The sequence below is a fragment of the Paeniglutamicibacter terrestris genome (assembly GCF_012271785.1).
Classification (GTDB): domain Bacteria; phylum Actinomycetota; class Actinomycetes; order Actinomycetales; family Micrococcaceae; genus Paeniglutamicibacter; species Paeniglutamicibacter terrestris.
Map to the genome: position 1 here is coordinate 831,284 of NZ_JAAWVT010000001.1, position 16,911 is coordinate 848,194.

The 16,911-nt window shown below is 61.2% G+C and carries 16 protein-coding genes; 10 read left to right on the forward strand and 6 right to left on the reverse strand.

What is annotated here, in order from left to right; genetic code table 11:
- The first annotated feature begins 98 nt into the window (after window positions 1-98).
- The 4 genes from HED64_RS03780 to HED64_RS03795 all read left to right on the forward strand — a co-directional run bounded on the left by HED64_RS03780 (window position 99) and on the right by HED64_RS03795 (window position 4,117).
- Window positions 99-401: a Dabb family protein gene (locus HED64_RS03780; RefSeq protein WP_168150730.1), complete on the forward strand. Its 303-nt coding sequence runs from the start codon at window positions 99-101 to the stop codon at window positions 399-401.
- Window positions 402-674: 273 nt separating this feature from the next.
- Entirely contained in the window at window positions 675-1,808 is a 1,134-nt protein-coding gene (locus tag HED64_RS03785; protein WP_132360119.1) for an L-talarate/galactarate dehydratase, read from the forward strand.
- 36 nt (window positions 1,809-1,844) lie between these two features.
- Window positions 1,845-2,549 carry a FadR/GntR family transcriptional regulator gene (locus tag HED64_RS03790; protein WP_168150731.1) on the forward strand — a complete coding sequence of 235 codons (705 nt, stop codon included), beginning with the start codon at window positions 1,845-1,847 and terminating at the stop codon, window positions 2,547-2,549.
- A 233-nt stretch (window positions 2,550-2,782) separates the two neighbouring features.
- Window positions 2,783-4,117, forward strand: coding sequence for a hypothetical protein (locus tag HED64_RS03795; RefSeq protein WP_168150732.1), 1,335 nt, complete (start codon window positions 2,783-2,785; stop codon window positions 4,115-4,117).
- Window positions 4,118-4,220: 103 nt separating this feature from the next.
- Here HED64_RS03795 and HED64_RS03800 read toward each other — a convergent pair whose 3' ends face one another.
- From HED64_RS03800 to HED64_RS03815, 4 genes are all read right to left on the reverse strand, one after another.
- Complete coding sequence (locus tag HED64_RS03800; protein WP_168150733.1) at window positions 4,221-4,619, reverse strand: universal stress protein; 399 nt, start codon at window positions 4,617-4,619, stop codon at window positions 4,221-4,223.
- Window positions 4,616-6,145: a tripartite tricarboxylate transporter permease gene (locus tag HED64_RS03805; protein ID WP_168150734.1), complete on the reverse strand. Its 1,530-nt coding sequence runs from the start codon at window positions 6,143-6,145 to the stop codon at window positions 4,616-4,618. The genes HED64_RS03800 and HED64_RS03805 overlap by 4 nt, the downstream gene beginning before the upstream one ends.
- A gap of 25 nt (window positions 6,146-6,170) precedes the next feature.
- The gene (locus tag HED64_RS03810) at window positions 6,171-6,716 is read right to left on the reverse strand and encodes a tripartite tricarboxylate transporter TctB family protein (protein ID WP_168150735.1); all 546 of its coding nucleotides are present in this window, start codon (window positions 6,714-6,716) and stop codon (window positions 6,171-6,173) included.
- A 67-nt stretch (window positions 6,717-6,783) separates the two neighbouring features.
- On the reverse strand, window positions 6,784-7,785 hold the full coding sequence (locus tag HED64_RS03815) for a tripartite tricarboxylate transporter substrate binding protein (protein WP_168150736.1): 1,002 nt from the start codon (window positions 7,783-7,785) through the stop codon (window positions 6,784-6,786).
- Window positions 7,786-7,938: 153 nt separating this feature from the next.
- On the opposite strand from HED64_RS03815, the gene HED64_RS03820 reads away from it, so the two are divergent.
- The 6 genes from HED64_RS03820 (at window position 7,939) to HED64_RS03845 (ending at window position 14,345) form a co-directional block, all read left to right on the forward strand.
- On the forward strand, window positions 7,939-8,826 hold the full coding sequence (locus tag HED64_RS03820; RefSeq protein ID WP_168150737.1) for a LysR family transcriptional regulator: 888 nt from the start codon (window positions 7,939-7,941) through the stop codon (window positions 8,824-8,826).
- A 193-nt stretch (window positions 8,827-9,019) separates the two neighbouring features.
- The gene (gene kdgD / locus HED64_RS03825; protein WP_168150738.1) at window positions 9,020-9,958 is read left to right on the forward strand and encodes a 5-dehydro-4-deoxyglucarate dehydratase; all 939 of its coding nucleotides are present in this window, start codon (window positions 9,020-9,022) and stop codon (window positions 9,956-9,958) included.
- 43 nt (window positions 9,959-10,001) lie between these two features.
- Entirely contained in the window at window positions 10,002-11,609 is a 1,608-nt protein-coding gene (locus HED64_RS03830; RefSeq protein ID WP_168150739.1) for an aldehyde dehydrogenase (NADP(+)), read from the forward strand.
- Window positions 11,606-12,937, forward strand: a complete 1,332-nt coding sequence (locus HED64_RS03835) for an enolase C-terminal domain-like protein (RefSeq protein WP_168150740.1) — start codon at window positions 11,606-11,608, stop codon at window positions 12,935-12,937. The genes HED64_RS03830 and HED64_RS03835 overlap by 4 nt, the downstream gene beginning before the upstream one ends.
- A 137-nt stretch (window positions 12,938-13,074) precedes the next feature.
- The gene (locus HED64_RS03840; RefSeq protein WP_168150741.1) at window positions 13,075-14,016 is read left to right on the forward strand and encodes an AEC family transporter; all 942 of its coding nucleotides are present in this window, start codon (window positions 13,075-13,077) and stop codon (window positions 14,014-14,016) included.
- Between the two features lie 137 nt (window positions 14,017-14,153).
- Window positions 14,154-14,345 carry a hypothetical protein gene (locus HED64_RS03845; RefSeq protein ID WP_168150742.1) on the forward strand — a complete coding sequence of 64 codons (192 nt, stop codon included), beginning with the start codon at window positions 14,154-14,156 and terminating at the stop codon, window positions 14,343-14,345.
- Window positions 14,346-14,445: 100 nt separating this feature from the next.
- Here the strand turns inward: HED64_RS03845 and HED64_RS03850 are convergent, their stop codons facing one another.
- Together HED64_RS03850 and HED64_RS03855 are read right to left on the reverse strand one after the other, a co-directional pair.
- Window positions 14,446-15,720: an ABC transporter substrate-binding protein gene (locus HED64_RS03850; protein WP_245325618.1), complete on the reverse strand. Its 1,275-nt coding sequence runs from the start codon at window positions 15,718-15,720 to the stop codon at window positions 14,446-14,448.
- Between the two features lie 158 nt (window positions 15,721-15,878).
- The gene (locus tag HED64_RS03855; RefSeq protein ID WP_168150744.1) at window positions 15,879-16,895 is read right to left on the reverse strand and encodes a LacI family DNA-binding transcriptional regulator; all 1,017 of its coding nucleotides are present in this window, start codon (window positions 16,893-16,895) and stop codon (window positions 15,879-15,881) included.
- Window positions 16,896-16,911: the final 16 nt, after the last annotated feature.

Sequence of the window (16,911 nt, forward strand, 5' to 3'; positions counted from 1 at the left end):
GCAGCCCGTCTGGACCCGGACACCCTATGTCTTCCCGATATGCCGTCACCAGATTTTCACAGGTAAACCCAAAAACCCTCACGAACAAAGGAACCACCATGATTACCCACGTATGGAGCATGACCTTCACCGAACAGAGCACGGCCGAACAGCGTGCAGCGTTCGGCACCGCCATGGCGGCCCTCCCCTCGCAGATCGAGGGTGTCGCCTCATTCAAGTCGGGATCCGATCTCGGTCTCAATTCGGGAAATTCCGAAGTTGTCATCATTGCGGAGTTCGCTGACGAGCAGTCATGGCGCGCATACATCGAGGCTCCCGCACACGTGGCCTTCGTTAACGATCATGTGTCACCACTCTGCGCGTCCTGGAACGCTATTCAGATTGCCTCCCCCACCGCCTAAACAGCAAGAAGCCGGTGCGAGATCGCGGGATCGGCAAAGATTGTCTGCGATCTATCACCGGCTCTGCACCTTCGGTACAAGGCGGCACTTTTCATCAGTCAATCCCACCCCCTAATGACCAACTACCCAAGTGAGGCCCCACGTTCATGACCGTCCGGGAAATTTGTTGAGCCGATTACTCGAAATCACTTGTGTAATAAGTCTTAGACTTATACGATAAGTTGTGTTCAGCACCACAGCCTCGCCATTCACTCCCAGGAGCACAGACCCGCCATGAGCTACACACCCGATGCCATTCGCCACGTCAAGTTGTCCACCGCGCGGCTGCCCCTGGCCACCCCGATCTCCGACGCGAAGGTCTTCACCGGTCGCCAGAAGCCGATGACCGAGGTCATCTTCCTCTTTGCCGAGATCACCACCGAGCAAGGCCACGAAGGCTTGGGCTTCTCCTACTCGAAGCGCGCTGGCGGGCCGGCACAGTTCGCTCACGCCAAGGAAGTCGCCGAGACCATGATCGGCGAGGATCCCAACGACATTGCCAAGCTTTACACCAAGCTCTTGTGGGCAGGCGCCTCGGTCGGACGCTCGGGTGTCGCCACCCAGGCTCTCGCCGCACTCGACATCGCCCTCTACGACCTAAAGTCCAAGCGCGCGGGCCTGCCGCTGGCCAAGTTCCTCGGCTCCCACCGCGATTCGGTGCGAACCTACAACACCTCCGGCGGATTCCTCAACGCCTCCATCGCCGAGATCAAGGACCGCGCCACCCAGTCCATCGAAGAAGGTATCGGCGGCATCAAGATCAAGGTCGGTCTGCCCGATTCCTCCGAGGACCTGCGTCGAGTCACCGCGGTGCGCGAGCACATCGGCCCGGACGTGCCCATGATGGTGGATGCCAACCAGCAGTGGGACCGCGCCACTGCACTGCGCATGGGCCGCAAGCTAGAGGAGTTCGATCTGGTCTGGATCGAGGAACCGCTTGATGCCTACGATGCCGAGGGCCACGCCGCACTCGCCGCAGCCCTGGACACCCCGATTGCCACCGGCGAAATGCTCGCCTCCGTGGCCGAGCACGAACGTCTGATTGCCACCCGCGCCTGCGACATCATCCAGCCCGATGCCCCGCGCATCGGCGGCATCACCCAGTTCCTGCGTCTGGCCACGCTCGCTGATCAGGCGGGTTTGGACCTGGCACCGCACTTCGCCATGGAGATCCACCTGCACCTCGCCGCCGCCTACCCTCGCGAACCCTGGGTGGAGCACTTCGACTGGCTCGATCCGTTGTTCAACGAGCGCCTCGAGACCAAGGACGGTCGCATGTTGGTCCCCAACCGTCCGGGACTCGGCTTCACTTTCAGCGACCAGGCCCGCGCCTGGACCACCGACACCGTCGAATTCGGCCGAGCCTAAGCTCCTCACCGCGGCGCGCATGAAAGCATTCCTTCTATGAAACCCAATCTGACGACCGGCCTGGTTGAACATCTGCGTGAGCAGATCAGTTCCGGAGAAATCGCCCCGGGAGACAAGCTCCCGAGCGAGAACTCCCTGATCGCCGAGCATGGAGTCTCGCGCACCGTGGTGCGCGAGGCGGTGACCCGGCTGCAGGCCGAAGGATTGGTTCATACGCGCCGCGGGGCTGGCAGTTTTGCCCTCACTCCCCCAGCCCCGGAAACCGGTGCGCAAGCTAGGGTCCCCAGGACCTTGTCCGAGCGCCGGCAATTGCTCGAGTTCCGGATGGGGCTTGAGTCCGAGGCGGCCGCCGCTGCCGCAATTGCAGGGAGCTCCGATACCCTGCCCGCGCTAGATACGGCACTCGAAGCCTTCCGCAACGCGGGAACTAACGCAGCACTGTCCATGAGCTGCGACTTCGAGTTCCACTCGGCCGTGGCCGCCGGCAGTGGAAACCCCTACTTTCTGGACGCGGTGCGCCACCTCGGCCCGGCCATGATTGCCATGCCACGCCAGCGCCTCGATTCAACCGAATCGGTCCGACTCCCCCGGCTGGAACAGGTCGCGGAGGAACACCTGAGCATCCGCAATGCCATCGCTTCGGGCAATGCCATGTCCGCTGCGGCGGCCATGCGCGTGCACTTGGCCAATTCCTTGCACCGGCTCGAGATCGAAGCAGGAGTTTCACCACCCACCCCCTGAGAAGATCGCTGCCCACCACTCCACAAAGGGAGCCCTCTACCTGAACCGCCCCGTCTACAGGGAGCACCCCGCGTCGTGAGATGCTCCATCCAACAACCAGGCTCGCTTCGAAGACTCAGCGTAGATTCGTCGTTGCAGGTTAACTAACCAGGCACTGGAGACCACCGGGAACCGAGACCAACCGACTCACATTTCGGTGCGAGAATGTTTTTCATGAACACCGTGGTTTCAACGTGAGCAAAACCTACTTCCTAGTCAGGCCGGATTCCCAGGAATGGGCCGCCCTTCCTCTCTGCCCTCGCACGTGGCGACAAATGCTTGCGGCTTGTGCGATTGTCTTGATGACAACGGTTGCCTCATTCATTGATGCCCGGGCGTGGGAGGACCTGCCTCCGGAATATTGGCAACACACCTACCAAATCGCGGACATGTTCGGGCTCTCTGCGACGCTCGTTGCCATATTCTTTTCTCTTATCGGCTGGTTTTTTGGTCGTATGGCCGTTGCGATCGCACCCATCGTTTTGCTCTACGCGGCCGTAGCGTATTCACTCGACCCCACCGATAATGCCGCCATCTGGTGGGCCGGCACCATGGCAGCAGCCCTTTGGTGGCTTATCCAGACAAAGTTCTCTCTACGACAGATTCACGCAGTCCGGGATCTCGCCACAAAGTCGAACGTAGACATGACAATTGAGCTAGGCCCGGCTGCGCGCAAGTCTCTGAACCGCATGAAACGACGCAGCACGCACTGGGCTACGGGTTTGAGCGCGATCGCTATCTTCGGTTGGTTGGCTACTGCGATGGCGCTACCCACCGCAATCGGTCGCACCTATCAGGAACTCGAAGATCTGGTGTTATCCGACTATCTGGGAACGGCTGCCGCAACCGTGAGTGTTCTGGCCCTAGCCCAGTGGCACCGCTGCGGCTGGAGGTTCCTAGCGCGCAGACGCGTAGGCAATATGGTGTGGCATGTCCCGATTGTTGGCGGCCCGATACAAGGGCTATGGTCATCGCTTTCCGAAGACGCCGGCACGGTGCCTTTTGATCACGCTCAATCACTACCCTCGTGTACCTGCATCGACGAATTTATGCGCGCAAACCCTGACGAAAGGGACCTGTACGGGGACATGGGCATTACGGCTGCCGCTTACTGTCCAGTTCATGGGATCGAGCAGATTAATTCCCTTACTTCCGAACAGTTTCGTTCCAACGCCACCGGTACCTGGCTCTGGGACGAAGATTCCCTGCTGCCAATGTCCATGCAGGCCGAAGCAGACAGGACTTTACTCATTGGCTATGCGGGCAAGACATTCATCGGCCTGCCTGCACGCTTCACGAATGGCACAGCAGAAATCCAACCCGACGCGGGTTTCATGATTGACGAAAGCCATCCGCATGTAAACGAATCACAGTGGGACCGCCCCCAGCCGCCGATTGGCGGGATCGTGGACCGGATTGACCTCACACCCGCAGGACTTAAAGGGTTTGCCATCCGGTACCGGCACGGACGGGCATGGTTCGAAACCACAGACGGGGCATCAATGCCCCCTTTGCCAGATGCCGAGTGACAAATACTGGTAATCGCGACGTGTGGCCAGAAAAAGGGCCGCGTTGCCCCCACCGCAAAAGCGGCAGGGGCAACGCGGCCATCGATAGGTTGCCGCAGTCTTACTAGACCTGATCGGCCTTCACGGCTAGCACCGGGTGTTCTGCCTGCAGCAGGATGCGCTGGGCGTGGGAACCCATGATGAACTTGCCGACCTGGGAACGCTGACGCAGTCCAATGACAATCAGTGAGACATCGTGCTTCTCTGCCAGTTCCAGAATCTCTTCGGCGAGGTCATCGCGATGAACCGACTCCAGGATCCTGGCCTTGATGCCAGCATCCACGGTGGATGCCGTGACGCGCTCGATGTCTTGTGGGCTCGCAACGGACTTATCCACCAATGCGCCCTCGCGCACCGAGTTCACAATCAGCAATTCCTCGTCGCGGAGCTTGGCCTCCTTGATGGCCGCACGGACCGCCGCCTCGCCGACCTTGGTCGGAACGTATCCCACTAGGATGCTCATACCTTTTCCTTAACCTTAGTTTCGAGCGAGAGGGCGTTTGCCTTCTTGCGCTTGTTCATGACGGTCTTGACCATTGGCCACACCGCGACCATGACGAAGATGACCAGCAGGGTGCCGGAGATCGGACGGGTGAAGAACCCCGTTGGATCACCCTCGAGCACCAGCAGCGAACGGCGAAGCGATGACTCGAGCAGGCTGCCGAGCACAAAGGCCAGCACCAGCGGGCCGGGTTCGAAGCCGAACTTCTTCATCAGGTAGCCCAGTGCGCCGAAGAGCACCACGAGCATCACATCGAACATCGAGTTGCGGATGGTGTAGGCACCGAGCATGGTGATCAATGCCGTGATCGGGGCCAGGATGGCGCCACGGATCCGCAAGATCCTGACAAACAATCCCACCAGTGGGATCGACATGATCAGCAACAGGATGTTGCCGATGTACATGGAATTCACCACGCCCCAGAACAGCTCGGGCTGCTCAGTGATCAGCTGTGGACCCGGGGTCACACCCTGAATCAGCAGGGCACCAAAGATGATGGCCATGGTGGCGTTGGCCGGGATGCCCAGGGTCAGCAGCGGGATAAACGAGCTGGTCGCGGCGGCGTTGTTCGCGGATTCCGGACCCGCAACACCCTCAATAGCGCCCTTACCGAAGCGTGAAGGGTCCTTCGCGCGCTTCTTTTCCACTGCGTAAGCAGCCAGCGAGGCGATGGTGGCGCCTCCCCCGGGCAGGATGCCCAGGAAGAAGCCCAAGACCGAGCCGCGCCCGATGGCGCCGGAGGACTGTTTCAGGTCTTTGCGTGAGGGCCAGACGTTGGCCACGGCCACCGGGGCGGCCGCTGCGCGGTGGCGTTCCTCGAGGTTGTAAAGGATCTCGCCGAGACCGAAGAGGCCCATGGCGATCGGCACGAAGTCGATGCCGTCTGCCAAGGACAGGTTATCGAAGGTGAAGCGCTCGGCCCCGGTGAAGATGTCGCGCCCCACCGTGGCCAGGAACAGGCCGAAGGCTGCGGCGATCAGCGCCTTGATCTTCGATCCACCGGAGATGGTGGCGACCAACAGGATGCCCAGCAAGGCCAAGGCCGTGTATTCGGGAGGTCCGAAGTCCAGGGCGAATCCCGCCACGAGCGGGGCCAAGAAGGTGAGGCCGATGATGCCCACGGTGCCGCCGATGAACGAACCGATGGCGGCGATGCCCAGGGCGGTGCCGGCCTTGCCCTGCTTGGCGAGGACGTAGCCGTCAAAGACCGTGACCACGGAGCTGGCCTCACCGGGAATTCGCAGCAGCACCGAGGTGATGGTGCCGCCGTACTGGGCACCGTAGAAGATGCCCGCCAACATGATGATCGCGGTGACCGGCTCCACCCCGTAGGTCATGGGAAGAAGAATCGCGATGGTTGCTGCCGGGCCGAGGCCCGGCAGCACGCCGATCAGCATGCCGATGGCGACGCCAAGCAGGCAGTACAAAAGATTGGTTGGGTCCAGGACAACACCAAAGCCGTCCAAGACCGGGCCGAAGAAATCCATGCCGTTTTACCTTTAGGTCTGTGACTTAGAAAAGTCGAGGGATGGTGGTTCCGAGTGCGGCAATAAAGATCGCGTAGAACGCGCCAACAATCAGGATCGAGTACATGGTGGCCGAGCGCCAGCGCTCACCGCCGAGCCACCTCATCCAGATGAAGCACAACAGCAGCGACGGAATTTCAAAGCCAATCACCGGCATCAGCAACACCATGCCCACCAGGGTGGCGAAACCGATGGCTGCGTACCAGGAATAGGCGGAGAACTTTTCTCCGTCCTTCCCGCCGGTGCGCCCGATGACGATCTGGACGACCGAGAGCACGGCCACCACCAGGCTGACGACAAAGGGCCACATGCCCGGCCGTGGTTCGGCCGGCGTTCCCAATCCCAGTTTCAGCGAGAGCACCAATCCGCCCATACCCAGGGCCAAGGCAACCAAGGAGGAGAGCAGGTTGGCCACCGGGCCGGCGGGTTCGGGCGCCTCGGCGGCCCAGACCTCCGCAAGCTGCTCGGGTGTCAGGATCTCTTCTTCCTGAACCGCGGCTTCTTCGACGTGCGGCGCATGATCTGCTCGCATAACGTGCTTCCTTTTGATCTGGAGTGCGCCACCTGAGTGGCGCATGGGGTGGGGAACGGGCTAGATGTTAGTTCGAGGCCAGCGAGATGTTGTACTGCTCGGTCAGCTTCTTGTACTTCGCGGCCAGCGCGTTCCACTCGGTGACAACTTCCTCACCGGAGATTTCTTTCGGGGTCAACAGGGTCGACTCATTGAAGGACTTGTAGGTGTCCTTAGCAACCGCAGCCTTGACCGATTCGACCAGGGCGGTCTTGGTCTCGGCACTCAGACCCTTGGGTGCTGCAATCGCGCGGTACTGCGAAACCGGAACGTCGTAGCCGGCTTCAATGGCGGTCGGCACCTCTGGAAGGAATTCATTGCGTTCGGAGGAGAAGACCACCAGCGGGGTCACGGTGCCCGCATCAATCTGTGGCTTGGCTTCGCCGAGCTGGACGGTGGAAACCTGGACCTGGTTGCCCATGACTGCGGTCAGCGCCGGGGAGCCGGAGTCGAAGGGAACGATGGTGCCCTCGACCTTGGCCTGAGCCAACAACAGTGCCTGAGCCAACTGCGAGCCTGTGCCCACGCCGGTGGTGCCGAAAGACAGCTTGGAGGTGCTCTTGGTCAGATCCTCAACCGATTTGACCCCGGACTTGGTGCTGGCAACCATGACGTAGTCGTCCTGGGACAGGCCCGCGATGACGTCGAGCTTGTCCAGAGAAACTGCTTCGTCGGCCGCGACGGCCAGCGGCGTGATGGTGATCAGCGAGGCATTAAGCAGCACGAGGTTCTGGCCGTCGGCCTTCATGGCGGCGACTTCCTCGGTGGCCAGGGCGCCGTTGGCACCTGGCTTGTTGACGACCGGGATGGCAACGCCCAACTTTTCTGCCATGCCTTCGGCCACTGCGCGGGCGATCAGGTCGGTGGATCCGCCCGGAGCCTGACCGACGGTGAAGGTGACCGGGCCGCTAGGGAAGGTCGCGCCGTCGGCCGAGCCGCCGCCGACATTTCCTCCACAGGCGGCCAAGGACAGTGCGGCCGTGGTTGCGGCAAGCGACAGCATGACACGTCGGGTGATTTTCTGCTTCATTGCGAGATCTCCTTGTTAGCGAGGCGTGTTGTGGGGCAATGCCGCCCTGCGAGTGAGTCACAACACGTTTTTTGCTTCTGCCTGAGCCTAGAAAAAAGTTATGATGCTTGTCCAACCCCATCTATGCATAGAGTGATTCCCGAAAGGTATCAATTGTTCACCTTGGACCAAGCCCGCAGTTTTGTCGCCGTTGCCGAGGAGCTGCACTTTGGGCGAGCCGCCGAACGGCTGAATATGACCCAGCCTCCCTTGAGTCGACAAATCCAAAAGCTTGAGCGCAGTGTCGGGGTAGAGCTGCTTGAACGTGACAACCGCAAGGTATCTCTCACCGCGGCCGGGCAGGCCTTTCTCACCGACGCGCGACGGTTGGTGATTTCCGCCGAACGCGCTCCCCTGAATGCTCGACGCATTGCCTCGGGACAGTTCGGGGAACTGCGCATCGGATTCACCGCCGCATCGGGCTTCAGTCTGCTCGGTCCCTTGCTCTCGGAAATCTCCACCAACCTACCCAACGTGCATCTTGAACTATTTGAAATGGTCACCGGCGAACAAGTCGCCGCATTGCAGGATGGGGACATTGACATGGGGTTGGCACGCCCGCCCTTTGATGAAAAAACCCTTGAATCCCAACTACTCTTCTCCGAGTCACTTTGCCTTGCGGTGCCCACCGGACATCGGCTGGACCTGCTTCCGCGCGAGGTCCTCATTGAAGACCTCGCAGGCGAAGCCCTCATCATGCACTCGCCCACCAAGGCCCGCTATTTTTATGACCTCGTGGTGCGGCAGATCGATATCGAGCATCAGAACGTTATTCACACCGTCTCTCAGATCCTGACCATGATCACGCTGGTCGCGGCAGGACGCGGCATCGCCTTTGTCCCCGAAAGCGCCAAGCTCTTAGGTGTTGACGGGGTCTCCTACCTACGGCTCGAGGATGTCGCGGAGGACGCCGTGGAGTTACATGCGATCTGGAACAGGGATACGCGCAATCCGGCCTTGGCCAAACTTGCGCAGATTGTGCGCAGTTCGCTGCGGGCCTGAGGCAACAATGCTCATGGATGCGCGCCTGCACTCGACGGAGCGATACCCGCCGGGTATCAAACCATACAAATATGGGCTTGGACATGCATCAACGGTGCTCCCTAGGCTGGGGTCAACGAACAACACCATCGTCCACCGCCACACCCACCGACGTTGTCGTGGAGGCACCCCAAAGTTTTAGGAGTATCACCTCATGGCCACTTACACCCCCGCCGAACTTGCCAACAAGCTCAAAGACGGATTGCTCTCCTTCCCGGTGACGGCATTTGATGCCAACCTAGAGATTGACGAGGCGGGCTACCGCAAGCACCTCGACTGGCAGTCCAGCTTCGGCGTTGCCGGCCTCTTTGCCGCCGGCGGCACCGGCGAGGGCTTCACACTCACCCCGGAGGAAGCGTCCCGCGTGGTGCGCATGGCAGTGGAAGAAGCCGGAGACCGCGTCCCAGTGCTCGGCTCGGCCGGCGGGTCCACCAAGCAGGCCATCCAAAATGCGCAGGATTCCGAGGCCGCCGGCGCCCAGGGTGTACTGCTGCTTCCCCCGTACCTGACCGAATGCGACCAAGAGGGCCTGTTCGCTCACGTCTCGGCCGTCTGCTCCTCGACCACCACCGGCGTCATCGTCTACAACCGCGCCAATGCCATCTACTCGGCCGACACCGTGGCCCGACTGGCCGATAAGCATGAGAACTTCATCGGCTTCAAGGACGCCACCGGGAACATTGAGCACATCACCAAGGTGGTGGCCAAGAATGGCGACCGGCTCTTCTACCTCGGTGGTCTGCCCACCGCCGAGACCTTCGCTTTGCCGTTGCTGCAGCTGGGCATGAGCACCTACTCCTCGGCCATGTACAACTTCGTTCCGGAGTTCGCCTTGGACTTCTACCAGGACGTGCGCAACCTGGATAACGCCGCGGTCACCGAGAAGCTCAAGCGCTTTGTCCTGCCGTACCTGGACATCCGTGACCGTGTGGCCGGCTACGGCGTCTCCATCGTCAAGGGTGGCCTGAAGGCAGTTGGCCGCGATGCAGGATCTGTTCGCACCCCGCTTCAGGACCTCACCGAGGCCGACCTGGCAGATCTGGGCGCACTGATCGCCCAGGCTGGCCTCATGCCCGCCCCCGCAACCGTCTAAAGCACCACCCCTTCCTCCCCCATCTTCCGACGCAGGAGCACATATGTCCACGGATACCCAGCAACTCACCGGCCAGTCCATCCTCGCCGGAATCCCTTCCCACGGCAACGGCGGCGAGGTGCGCGGCTTTAACCCCGCCACCAATCAGCCCCTGGAACCGGCCTTCTCGCTGATCGATAAGGATCAGTTGGCACTGGCCACCGCGGCGGCGGAGGATGCCTTCGATTCCTTCCGTGCTCTTGACCCGGAAACCCACGCCTCATTCCTCGAGACCATCGCGGCAAACATCGAGGCAGTGGGCACCGAATTGGTGGCCCGCGCCATGGAAGAGACGGGACTTCCCGAGGCACGCTTAACCGGCGAGCGCGGGCGCACCGTGAATCAGCTGCGGCTCTTCGCCACGGTGGTTCGCCAAGGTGATCAGCACGGGGTGCGGATTGATCCGGCACTACCGGATCGTGCTCCGATGCCGCGGGTGGATATCCGTCAGCGCAAGATCCCGCTGGGTCCGGTGGCGGTGTTTGGTGCATCGAACTTCCCGTTGGCCTTCTCCACCGCCGGTGGGGATACCGCTTCGGCGCTGGCAGCCGGCTGCCCGGTCATCTTCAAGGCCCACAACGCCCACCCGGGCACCAGCGAAATCGTGGGCCGGGCCATCACCGCCGCCATCACCGAGCTGAACCTGCACCCGGGCATCTTCTCGCTGATCTACGGACCCGGCGCAAGCATCGGTCAGGCGCTGGTCTCCGATCCACGCATCAAGGCAGTGGGCTTCACCGGCTCCCGTTCCGGCGGCACCGCGCTGATGGCTACCGCGGCGGCGCGTCCGGAACCCATCCCGGTCTACGCAGAAATGAGCTCCATCAACCCGGTGATCTTCTTCTCCGGTGCTTTGGCCCAGGACGCGACTGCTCATGCCAAGGCCTACCTGGGATCGGTGGTCGGCTCCAGTGGACAGCTCTGCACCGCCCCGGGGCTGGTCTTTGTTCCCGCCGGTGCGGCAGGTGACGAGTTCGCCGCCGCACTTCGCACCGAAACCGCAAACGCCGCCGGCCAGACGATGCTCACCGCGGGCATTTACAACTCCTGGGTCCAAGGTGTGCAGAATCTTGGCTCCCAGCCAGGAGTCGAACTTCTGGGCCGCGGCGCCGAGGGAAGCAGCGAGAATGCCCCGGCCCCGTCGATCTTCTCCACCAAGGTGGAGCAACTGCTGGATAACCCGGTGCTGCATGAGGAAATCTTCGGTGCCGCCTCACTGGTCATCCGCTACGCGGATGCTGCCGAGCTGGCCACCGCCCTGTCCAAGCTAGAGGGGCAGCTCACCGCCACCCTGCAGCTGACCGAGTCCGATCATGAGGCAGTCGCTGCGGTATTGCCCATCCTGGAGCGCAAGGCCGGACGCATCCTGGTCAACGGCTGGCCCACCGGAGTAGAGGTTGGCCACGCAATGGTGCACGGCGGACCCTTCCCGGCCACCTCGGATACCCGCACCACCTCGGTCGGCACCCTGGCCATCGAACGCTTCCTGCGCCCGGTGGCCTACCAGAACATCCCCGACGCCTTGCTGCCGGCAGCGTTGCAGCGATCCAACCCGTGGAAGCTGACCCGCCGCATCGACGGCACCCTGAAGAACGCCGGAGAGACCGCATGAGCCCGACACAACCCACCATCGCGAGCATCGAGGTGGTTCCGGTCGCCGGGCACGACTCGATGCTGTTGAACCTTTCCGGCGCCCATGGCCCGTTCTTCACTCGCAACATCACCATCATCACCGACTCCGATGGCCGCACCGGCCTCGGTGAGGTACCCGGTGGCGAAGCGATCCGCAGAACCATTGAAGAGGCTGGGGAACTGCTCATCGGTGCACCGGTGGCCAAATACCGTACGCTGCTGCGCGCGGTGGCCACCCGCTTTGCCGACCGGGATGCCGGTGGACGTGGCACCCAAACCTTTGACCTGCGCACCACGGTGCACGCGGTTACGGCCATCGAGTCGGCGCTGCTGGATGTGCACGGCCAGTTCCTTGGCGTTCCCGTAGCGGAGCTGCTGGGCGACGGACAACAGCGTGATGCCGTGCCGATGCTTGGCTACCTCTTCTACGTGGGCAACCCCGACGACACCGATCTTCCCTACCTGCGCGAGCCACACGGCACCGATGACTGGGAGAAGGTGCGCCGCGAGGAAGCCATGACCCCGGAGGCCATCGTGAAGCTCGCCGAGGCAGCTCAGAAGCGCTACGGGTTCAAGGACTTCAAGCTCAAGGGTGGCGTGCAGGCCGGGGATGCGGAGGTTGACGCCGTCATCGCGCTGAAGCAGCGCTTCCCCGAGGCACGCATCACCCTAGATCCCAATGGTGGCTGGCTGCTCAAGGACGCCATCCGTTTGGGCAAGCGGATGCAAGGAATTGTGGCCTACGCCGAGGACCCCTGTGGCGCCGAGGGCAAGTTCTCCGGACGTGAGGTGGTGGCCGAGTTCCGTCGGGCCACCGGCCTGGCAACGGCCACCAATATGATCGCCACCGATTGGCGCGAAATGGCCCATGCCATCCGCACCAATGCCGTGGATATCCCCCTGGCCGATCCGCACTTCTGGACCATGGCTGGTTCGGTGCGTGTGGCTCAACTCTGCAACGAGTTCGGGCTGACCTGGGGTTCACATTCGAACAACCACTTCGATATTTCCCTCGCCATGTTTACCCAGGTTGCTGCCGCGGCGCCGGGCGAAATCACGGCACTGGATACACACTGGATCTGGCAGGACGGTCAGGGGTTGACCGAGGAACCGCTGCTGATTCGTGACGGCGAGATCAAGGTGCCGGATCGTTCTGGTCTAGGCGTGAGCCTGGATCGCACCCGTCTGGCCGAGGCTCACGAGCTCTACCTGGAGCACGGGCTGGGCTCGCGCGATGATGCAGCCTCCATGCAGTACCTGATTCCGGGATGGGAATTCAACGCGAAGTCCCCGGCGCTGGTTCGCTAGCACCATGATTTGAATAGTAGTAGGTAGCAGTAGGGACGCCGGAATCGTTTAACAGAACGATCTCGGCGTCCCTGCCGTGCTTAATCTCAGGTCTGGTCCGCGACCACGATCATCAAGGACCAACCGAGGAAGAGAATATGCAAGGAGTGCTCCAGGGGTTCACGATCGTACTGATCCTGATCTTCATCGGATTGGCCACGGCACGGTTCCTGCCGCGCAAGCGTGAATCCATCGCCACCGGACTGACCCCGCTGATTTACTACATCACCAATCCGGCGCTGATGTTCACGCTGTTGGCCGAGACCGATCTGCGCTCGGTCATCGGCGTCTTCACTCCGATAGCCCTGATCACCGCCGCGCTGACCGGCGGGCTCTATGCGCTCAGCGCCAAACTATTCTTCAAGGTCCCCACGACCCGACTCCCGGGCGCAGCAATGTCCACCAGCTACGTTAATGCCGGAAACATCGGTGTGCCGCTGGCACTCTACGCGGTGGGCAGTACCGACCCGGTGGTCTCGGTCCTCATTGCGCAGTTGCTGATGATCGCTCCGGTGTATCTGTGCTTCTTTGCCCTGGCAGCTCGTGCGACCGGAAGCCAAGCGAACAAGACTCCGCTGGGTAAAACCATCCTTCGCTCCATCGCCAACCCCGTCACCATTGCCACGTTCATCGGTGCGCTCTTCGCAGCCTTTGATCTTCGCCTGCCCGAGGTCATTCACATCCCGTTGGACATGTTGGGACAGGCCTCCATCCCGCTATTGCTCATGGCCTTTGGCCTCTCGCTTTATGGGCAGCGGCCGCTGGCACAGAAGTCGCTGCGCAGCGAGGTATTCCTGGCGACCGGATTCAAGATGCTCTTTATGCCGCTGGTGGCCTGGGTGTTTGCCGCTTTTGTTTTCCGTTTGCAGGGAACCGCACTGCTCGGGGTGGTACTCATGGCGGCGCTGCCCACCGCCCAGAACGTGCTGCTCTTTTCCCAACAGTTCCGCCTGGAAACCACCGTCGCCCGGGAGGTCATCCTCTGCAGCACCCTGCTGGCGTTGCCGGTGACGTTGGTGATTACGCTGCTACTCGGGTAATCACGGCAGCTGTCTATCCCTCGTATTTACGGCAGTCGCGTCATTCCGGAGAAGGATGCCGCCGTCTCGCTCGAACTGCTCCACGCCACGGGCCAATTCGCTCCGCGGGGCACGGTTCCTTGTGCGACGCTTGAGGCATGAACAAGGGTTCGATGTGGCTATCGATAATTTTCTTCGTGGTCTTCTTTATGTTGCTGTGCCTCTGTGGCGGTTTAGCGTGGTTCTGGTCCACCGGCTACCAGTGGTGGGTCGTGGCCGCCCTAGCGCTCGGATCCGGGGTTCTCACGTCGCTGAGCCTGATCGCACTGAATCGGCCGCAGAAGCGCTAAGGAATGATCACGGAAGTCGTCATCTGCCGGACAACGGTATTAAACAACTGTGGTGGAGACAAGACCGACGGCCTTACCTCCACCACAGCGCCAGTGCGAACTAGCTGATTTCGATCTTCATTTCCTCATACATCTTCTGTGCAGCGTCCTCGGTGCTCAGACGTCCGAAGAACACTTCCAGTCCGTAGCGGTACAGGATGTCCTGCAGACCGCTAAACCCACGCGGTGGCACCGGCTCGGCGGCGGCAATTTCGTCTTCGATGTCGGCCATGAACTCGGCCGAGCGAGCGTCCGCTCCATCAAGGGCCGCAACTACTGCTTTACGTACATCGAGGTTAGAGGGAAGTCCGCGGTCTGCCAGGTTGAGCAGGCCAGCTTCTTCGGAGTTCACCATGAAGTCAATAAACTTTTTGACCTCTTCGGGGTGCTTGGTGCCCTTGGTGGCGGACATGAACATCGATGACTTGAAGAAGGTCTGTGATCCACCGGCTTCTCCGCTGCGACCCGGCATGCGCAAGGGGACAAGGTCCTCACCTGAGGCGCCGGAAAGGGCGGTGAGTTGGTTGGTCCACCACATGCCCATGGCTGCACCGTTGGTACCGGTCAACGACCGGTCCGGGCCTGGGCTCTGGTCCTCGGCGATTCCCGAGGCGCTCGGAATGGCTTCGGCCTCCATGAGTCCCTTGAGCATTTCAAAGTACGAGACGGCATCCGCTGGTTCAAATCCGAGAGTGCCCTCGGCGGTAGTCAACGATTTGCCGTCCTGACGCAGCCAGAACTGGAAACCGGCTGGCTCATTGGGTCCGGTGGCACCAAATACCTTGGTATTTTTCGTAATTTTCGCGGAGATGTCACTGTAGTCATCCCAGGTCCAGGTCTTGTCATCAGGTAATTCGACGCCGGCTTCCTTGAAGAGCGTCGGGTTGGCCATCATCGCCATGGCATTAATTCCGGTGGTGATGCCGACGACTCCGTCCTCGGTGGTGCCATTGGTGATGGCTGCCTCGTCGAACTTGGAGACATCAATGTCCGAGAGGTCCAGCAATGCTCCACGGTCTGCGTATTCACGCAGATACTTGTCGTCCATCTGAATAATGTCCGGCGCATCATTGGAAGCAACCTGCGTCGCCAGCTTGTCCCAGTAACCACCCCAATCTCCATATTCACCCTGGATCTTGATGCCCGGGTTCTTGGCTTCGAAGGCATCGATAATCTTCTGGGTTGCCGCTGACCGCGACTCAGAACCCCACCAGGAGAAGCGCAACGTCACGTCTCCATTGGCGTCTGCGGCATTCCCGTTGCCGCCGCAGCCGGTGAGCGCCAGCGCGGCTATGGAGGCCGCCGCCGTAAATTTTGCCAGTCGAGCGAATTTCATCATCGAATCCTCAAGTCTTGTGGTGGAGCACGGTCGCCCGCTCTTGGGAAAGCGGTTTCCAACACCGTATGTGTGATTGGAATCACTCGTCAAGTGCCCTAGCGATCTTCATGATTCCTTTTGCGCATGCATCAATACACAATTGGCAATCATAGAAATCAGGGACAGAAAGTGGTGCTTTCGCGCAAAACCGGGGTCCCGTCAATCACTCGAACGGAGGCAGCGTCTTCGGCACCCAATAGCATGAGCGCCGCTTGCTCCCCCATGGAATCCAGGGGCAGCTGGACGGTGGTGATCGAAGGAATCATGTCTTCAAGCGTGGCGATGTCATCAAATCCTGCCAGCGCCACGTCCTGCGGAACCCGCAAACCGGCGCGGCGCACAGCGGTCAGCGCGCCGAGGGCCATCACGTCGTTGGCGGCCAGGACGCAGATCTGTCCCTGAGCTATTTCAGCACCCGAAGCATCAAGGTATTCGGTCATGACTTCCAACCCACCATCGCGGGTAAAGACCCCTGGCAGTACCGCCAAGGCCGACAGCCCGGCCTCATCTAGTCCCTCAATAAATCCGGCATGACGATCTTTCACCGTCACCAGATTCATATCTCCGGCCAGGATCACAAAGCGTCGATGTCCAAGCTCCACCAGCTGGCGCACCAGCTCGGTCGCGGAGCCGCGGTTATCAACGCTCAGGCCCAGGGTTCCGGGCAATGGTTGGCCGATCATGATGACCTTGCCGCCATTTTTTCGGTAAGTTTCCACCGCAGCAATCAGCGGCTCATCGCCGTCAACGGTGCGCGATCCGGCCAGCACAATCCCCTCGGTCCGGTAGGACATGAAGGCGCGCACGGCTTCCATTTCGGTCTCGCCATCCCGATCGGTGCTCGAGAGCATGACGCGCAATCCCGAGCCATGGAGCCCGTGCTGAACCCCGTGGGCAATGGAGGAAAAGTAGGGGTCGGCAATGTCGTGCACGATCAAACCCACCAGGCCCGCCGAGGAGCGGGCGAGCGCCTGGGCTTGAGCGTTTGGGAAGTATCCCAGGCGCTCGGCGGCACGGCGAACCTTCTCGGCAATCGCTTCCGCTGGGCTTCGCGAGGAGCCGTTCAGGACCCGGGACGCGGTCGCCGGAGAGACTCCTGCCTCGCGGGCCACATCTGCCAGCCGTACGACCATCTGGAAAACCACCTTT

Coding starts and splice junctions, on each gene's coding strand:
- HED64_RS03845 (WP_168150742.1), top strand. CDS start 14,154: ATGAACAAGGGTTCGATGTGGCTATCGATAATTTTCTTCGTGGTCTTC.
- HED64_RS03840 (WP_168150741.1), top strand. CDS start 13,075: ATGCAAGGAGTGCTCCAGGGGTTCACGATCGTACTGATCCTGATCTTC.
- HED64_RS03815 (WP_168150736.1), bottom strand. CDS start 7,785: ATGAAGCAGAAAATCACCCGACGTGTCATGCTGTCGCTTGCCGCAACC.
- HED64_RS03855 (WP_168150744.1), bottom strand. CDS start 16,895: ATGGTCGTACGGCTGGCAGATGTGGCCCGCGAGGCAGGAGTCTCTCCG.
- HED64_RS03850 (WP_245325618.1), bottom strand. CDS start 15,720: ATGAAATTCGCTCGACTGGCAAAATTTACGGCGGCGGCCTCCATAGCC.
- HED64_RS03805 (WP_168150734.1), bottom strand. CDS start 6,145: ATGGATTTCTTCGGCCCGGTCTTGGACGGCTTTGGTGTTGTCCTGGAC.
- HED64_RS03830 (WP_168150739.1), top strand. CDS start 10,002: ATGTCCACGGATACCCAGCAACTCACCGGCCAGTCCATCCTCGCCGGA.
- HED64_RS03785 (WP_132360119.1), top strand. CDS start 675: ATGAGCTACACACCCGATGCCATTCGCCACGTCAAGTTGTCCACCGCG.
- HED64_RS03810 (WP_168150735.1), bottom strand. CDS start 6,716: ATGCGAGCAGATCATGCGCCGCACGTCGAAGAAGCCGCGGTTCAGGAA.
- HED64_RS03800 (WP_168150733.1), bottom strand. CDS start 4,619: ATGAGCATCCTAGTGGGATACGTTCCGACCAAGGTCGGCGAGGCGGCG.
- kdgD (WP_168150738.1), top strand. CDS start 9,020: ATGGCCACTTACACCCCCGCCGAACTTGCCAACAAGCTCAAAGACGGA.
- HED64_RS03835 (WP_168150740.1), top strand. CDS start 11,606: ATGAGCCCGACACAACCCACCATCGCGAGCATCGAGGTGGTTCCGGTC.
- HED64_RS03780 (WP_168150730.1), top strand. CDS start 99: ATGATTACCCACGTATGGAGCATGACCTTCACCGAACAGAGCACGGCC.
- HED64_RS03790 (WP_168150731.1), top strand. CDS start 1,845: ATGAAACCCAATCTGACGACCGGCCTGGTTGAACATCTGCGTGAGCAG.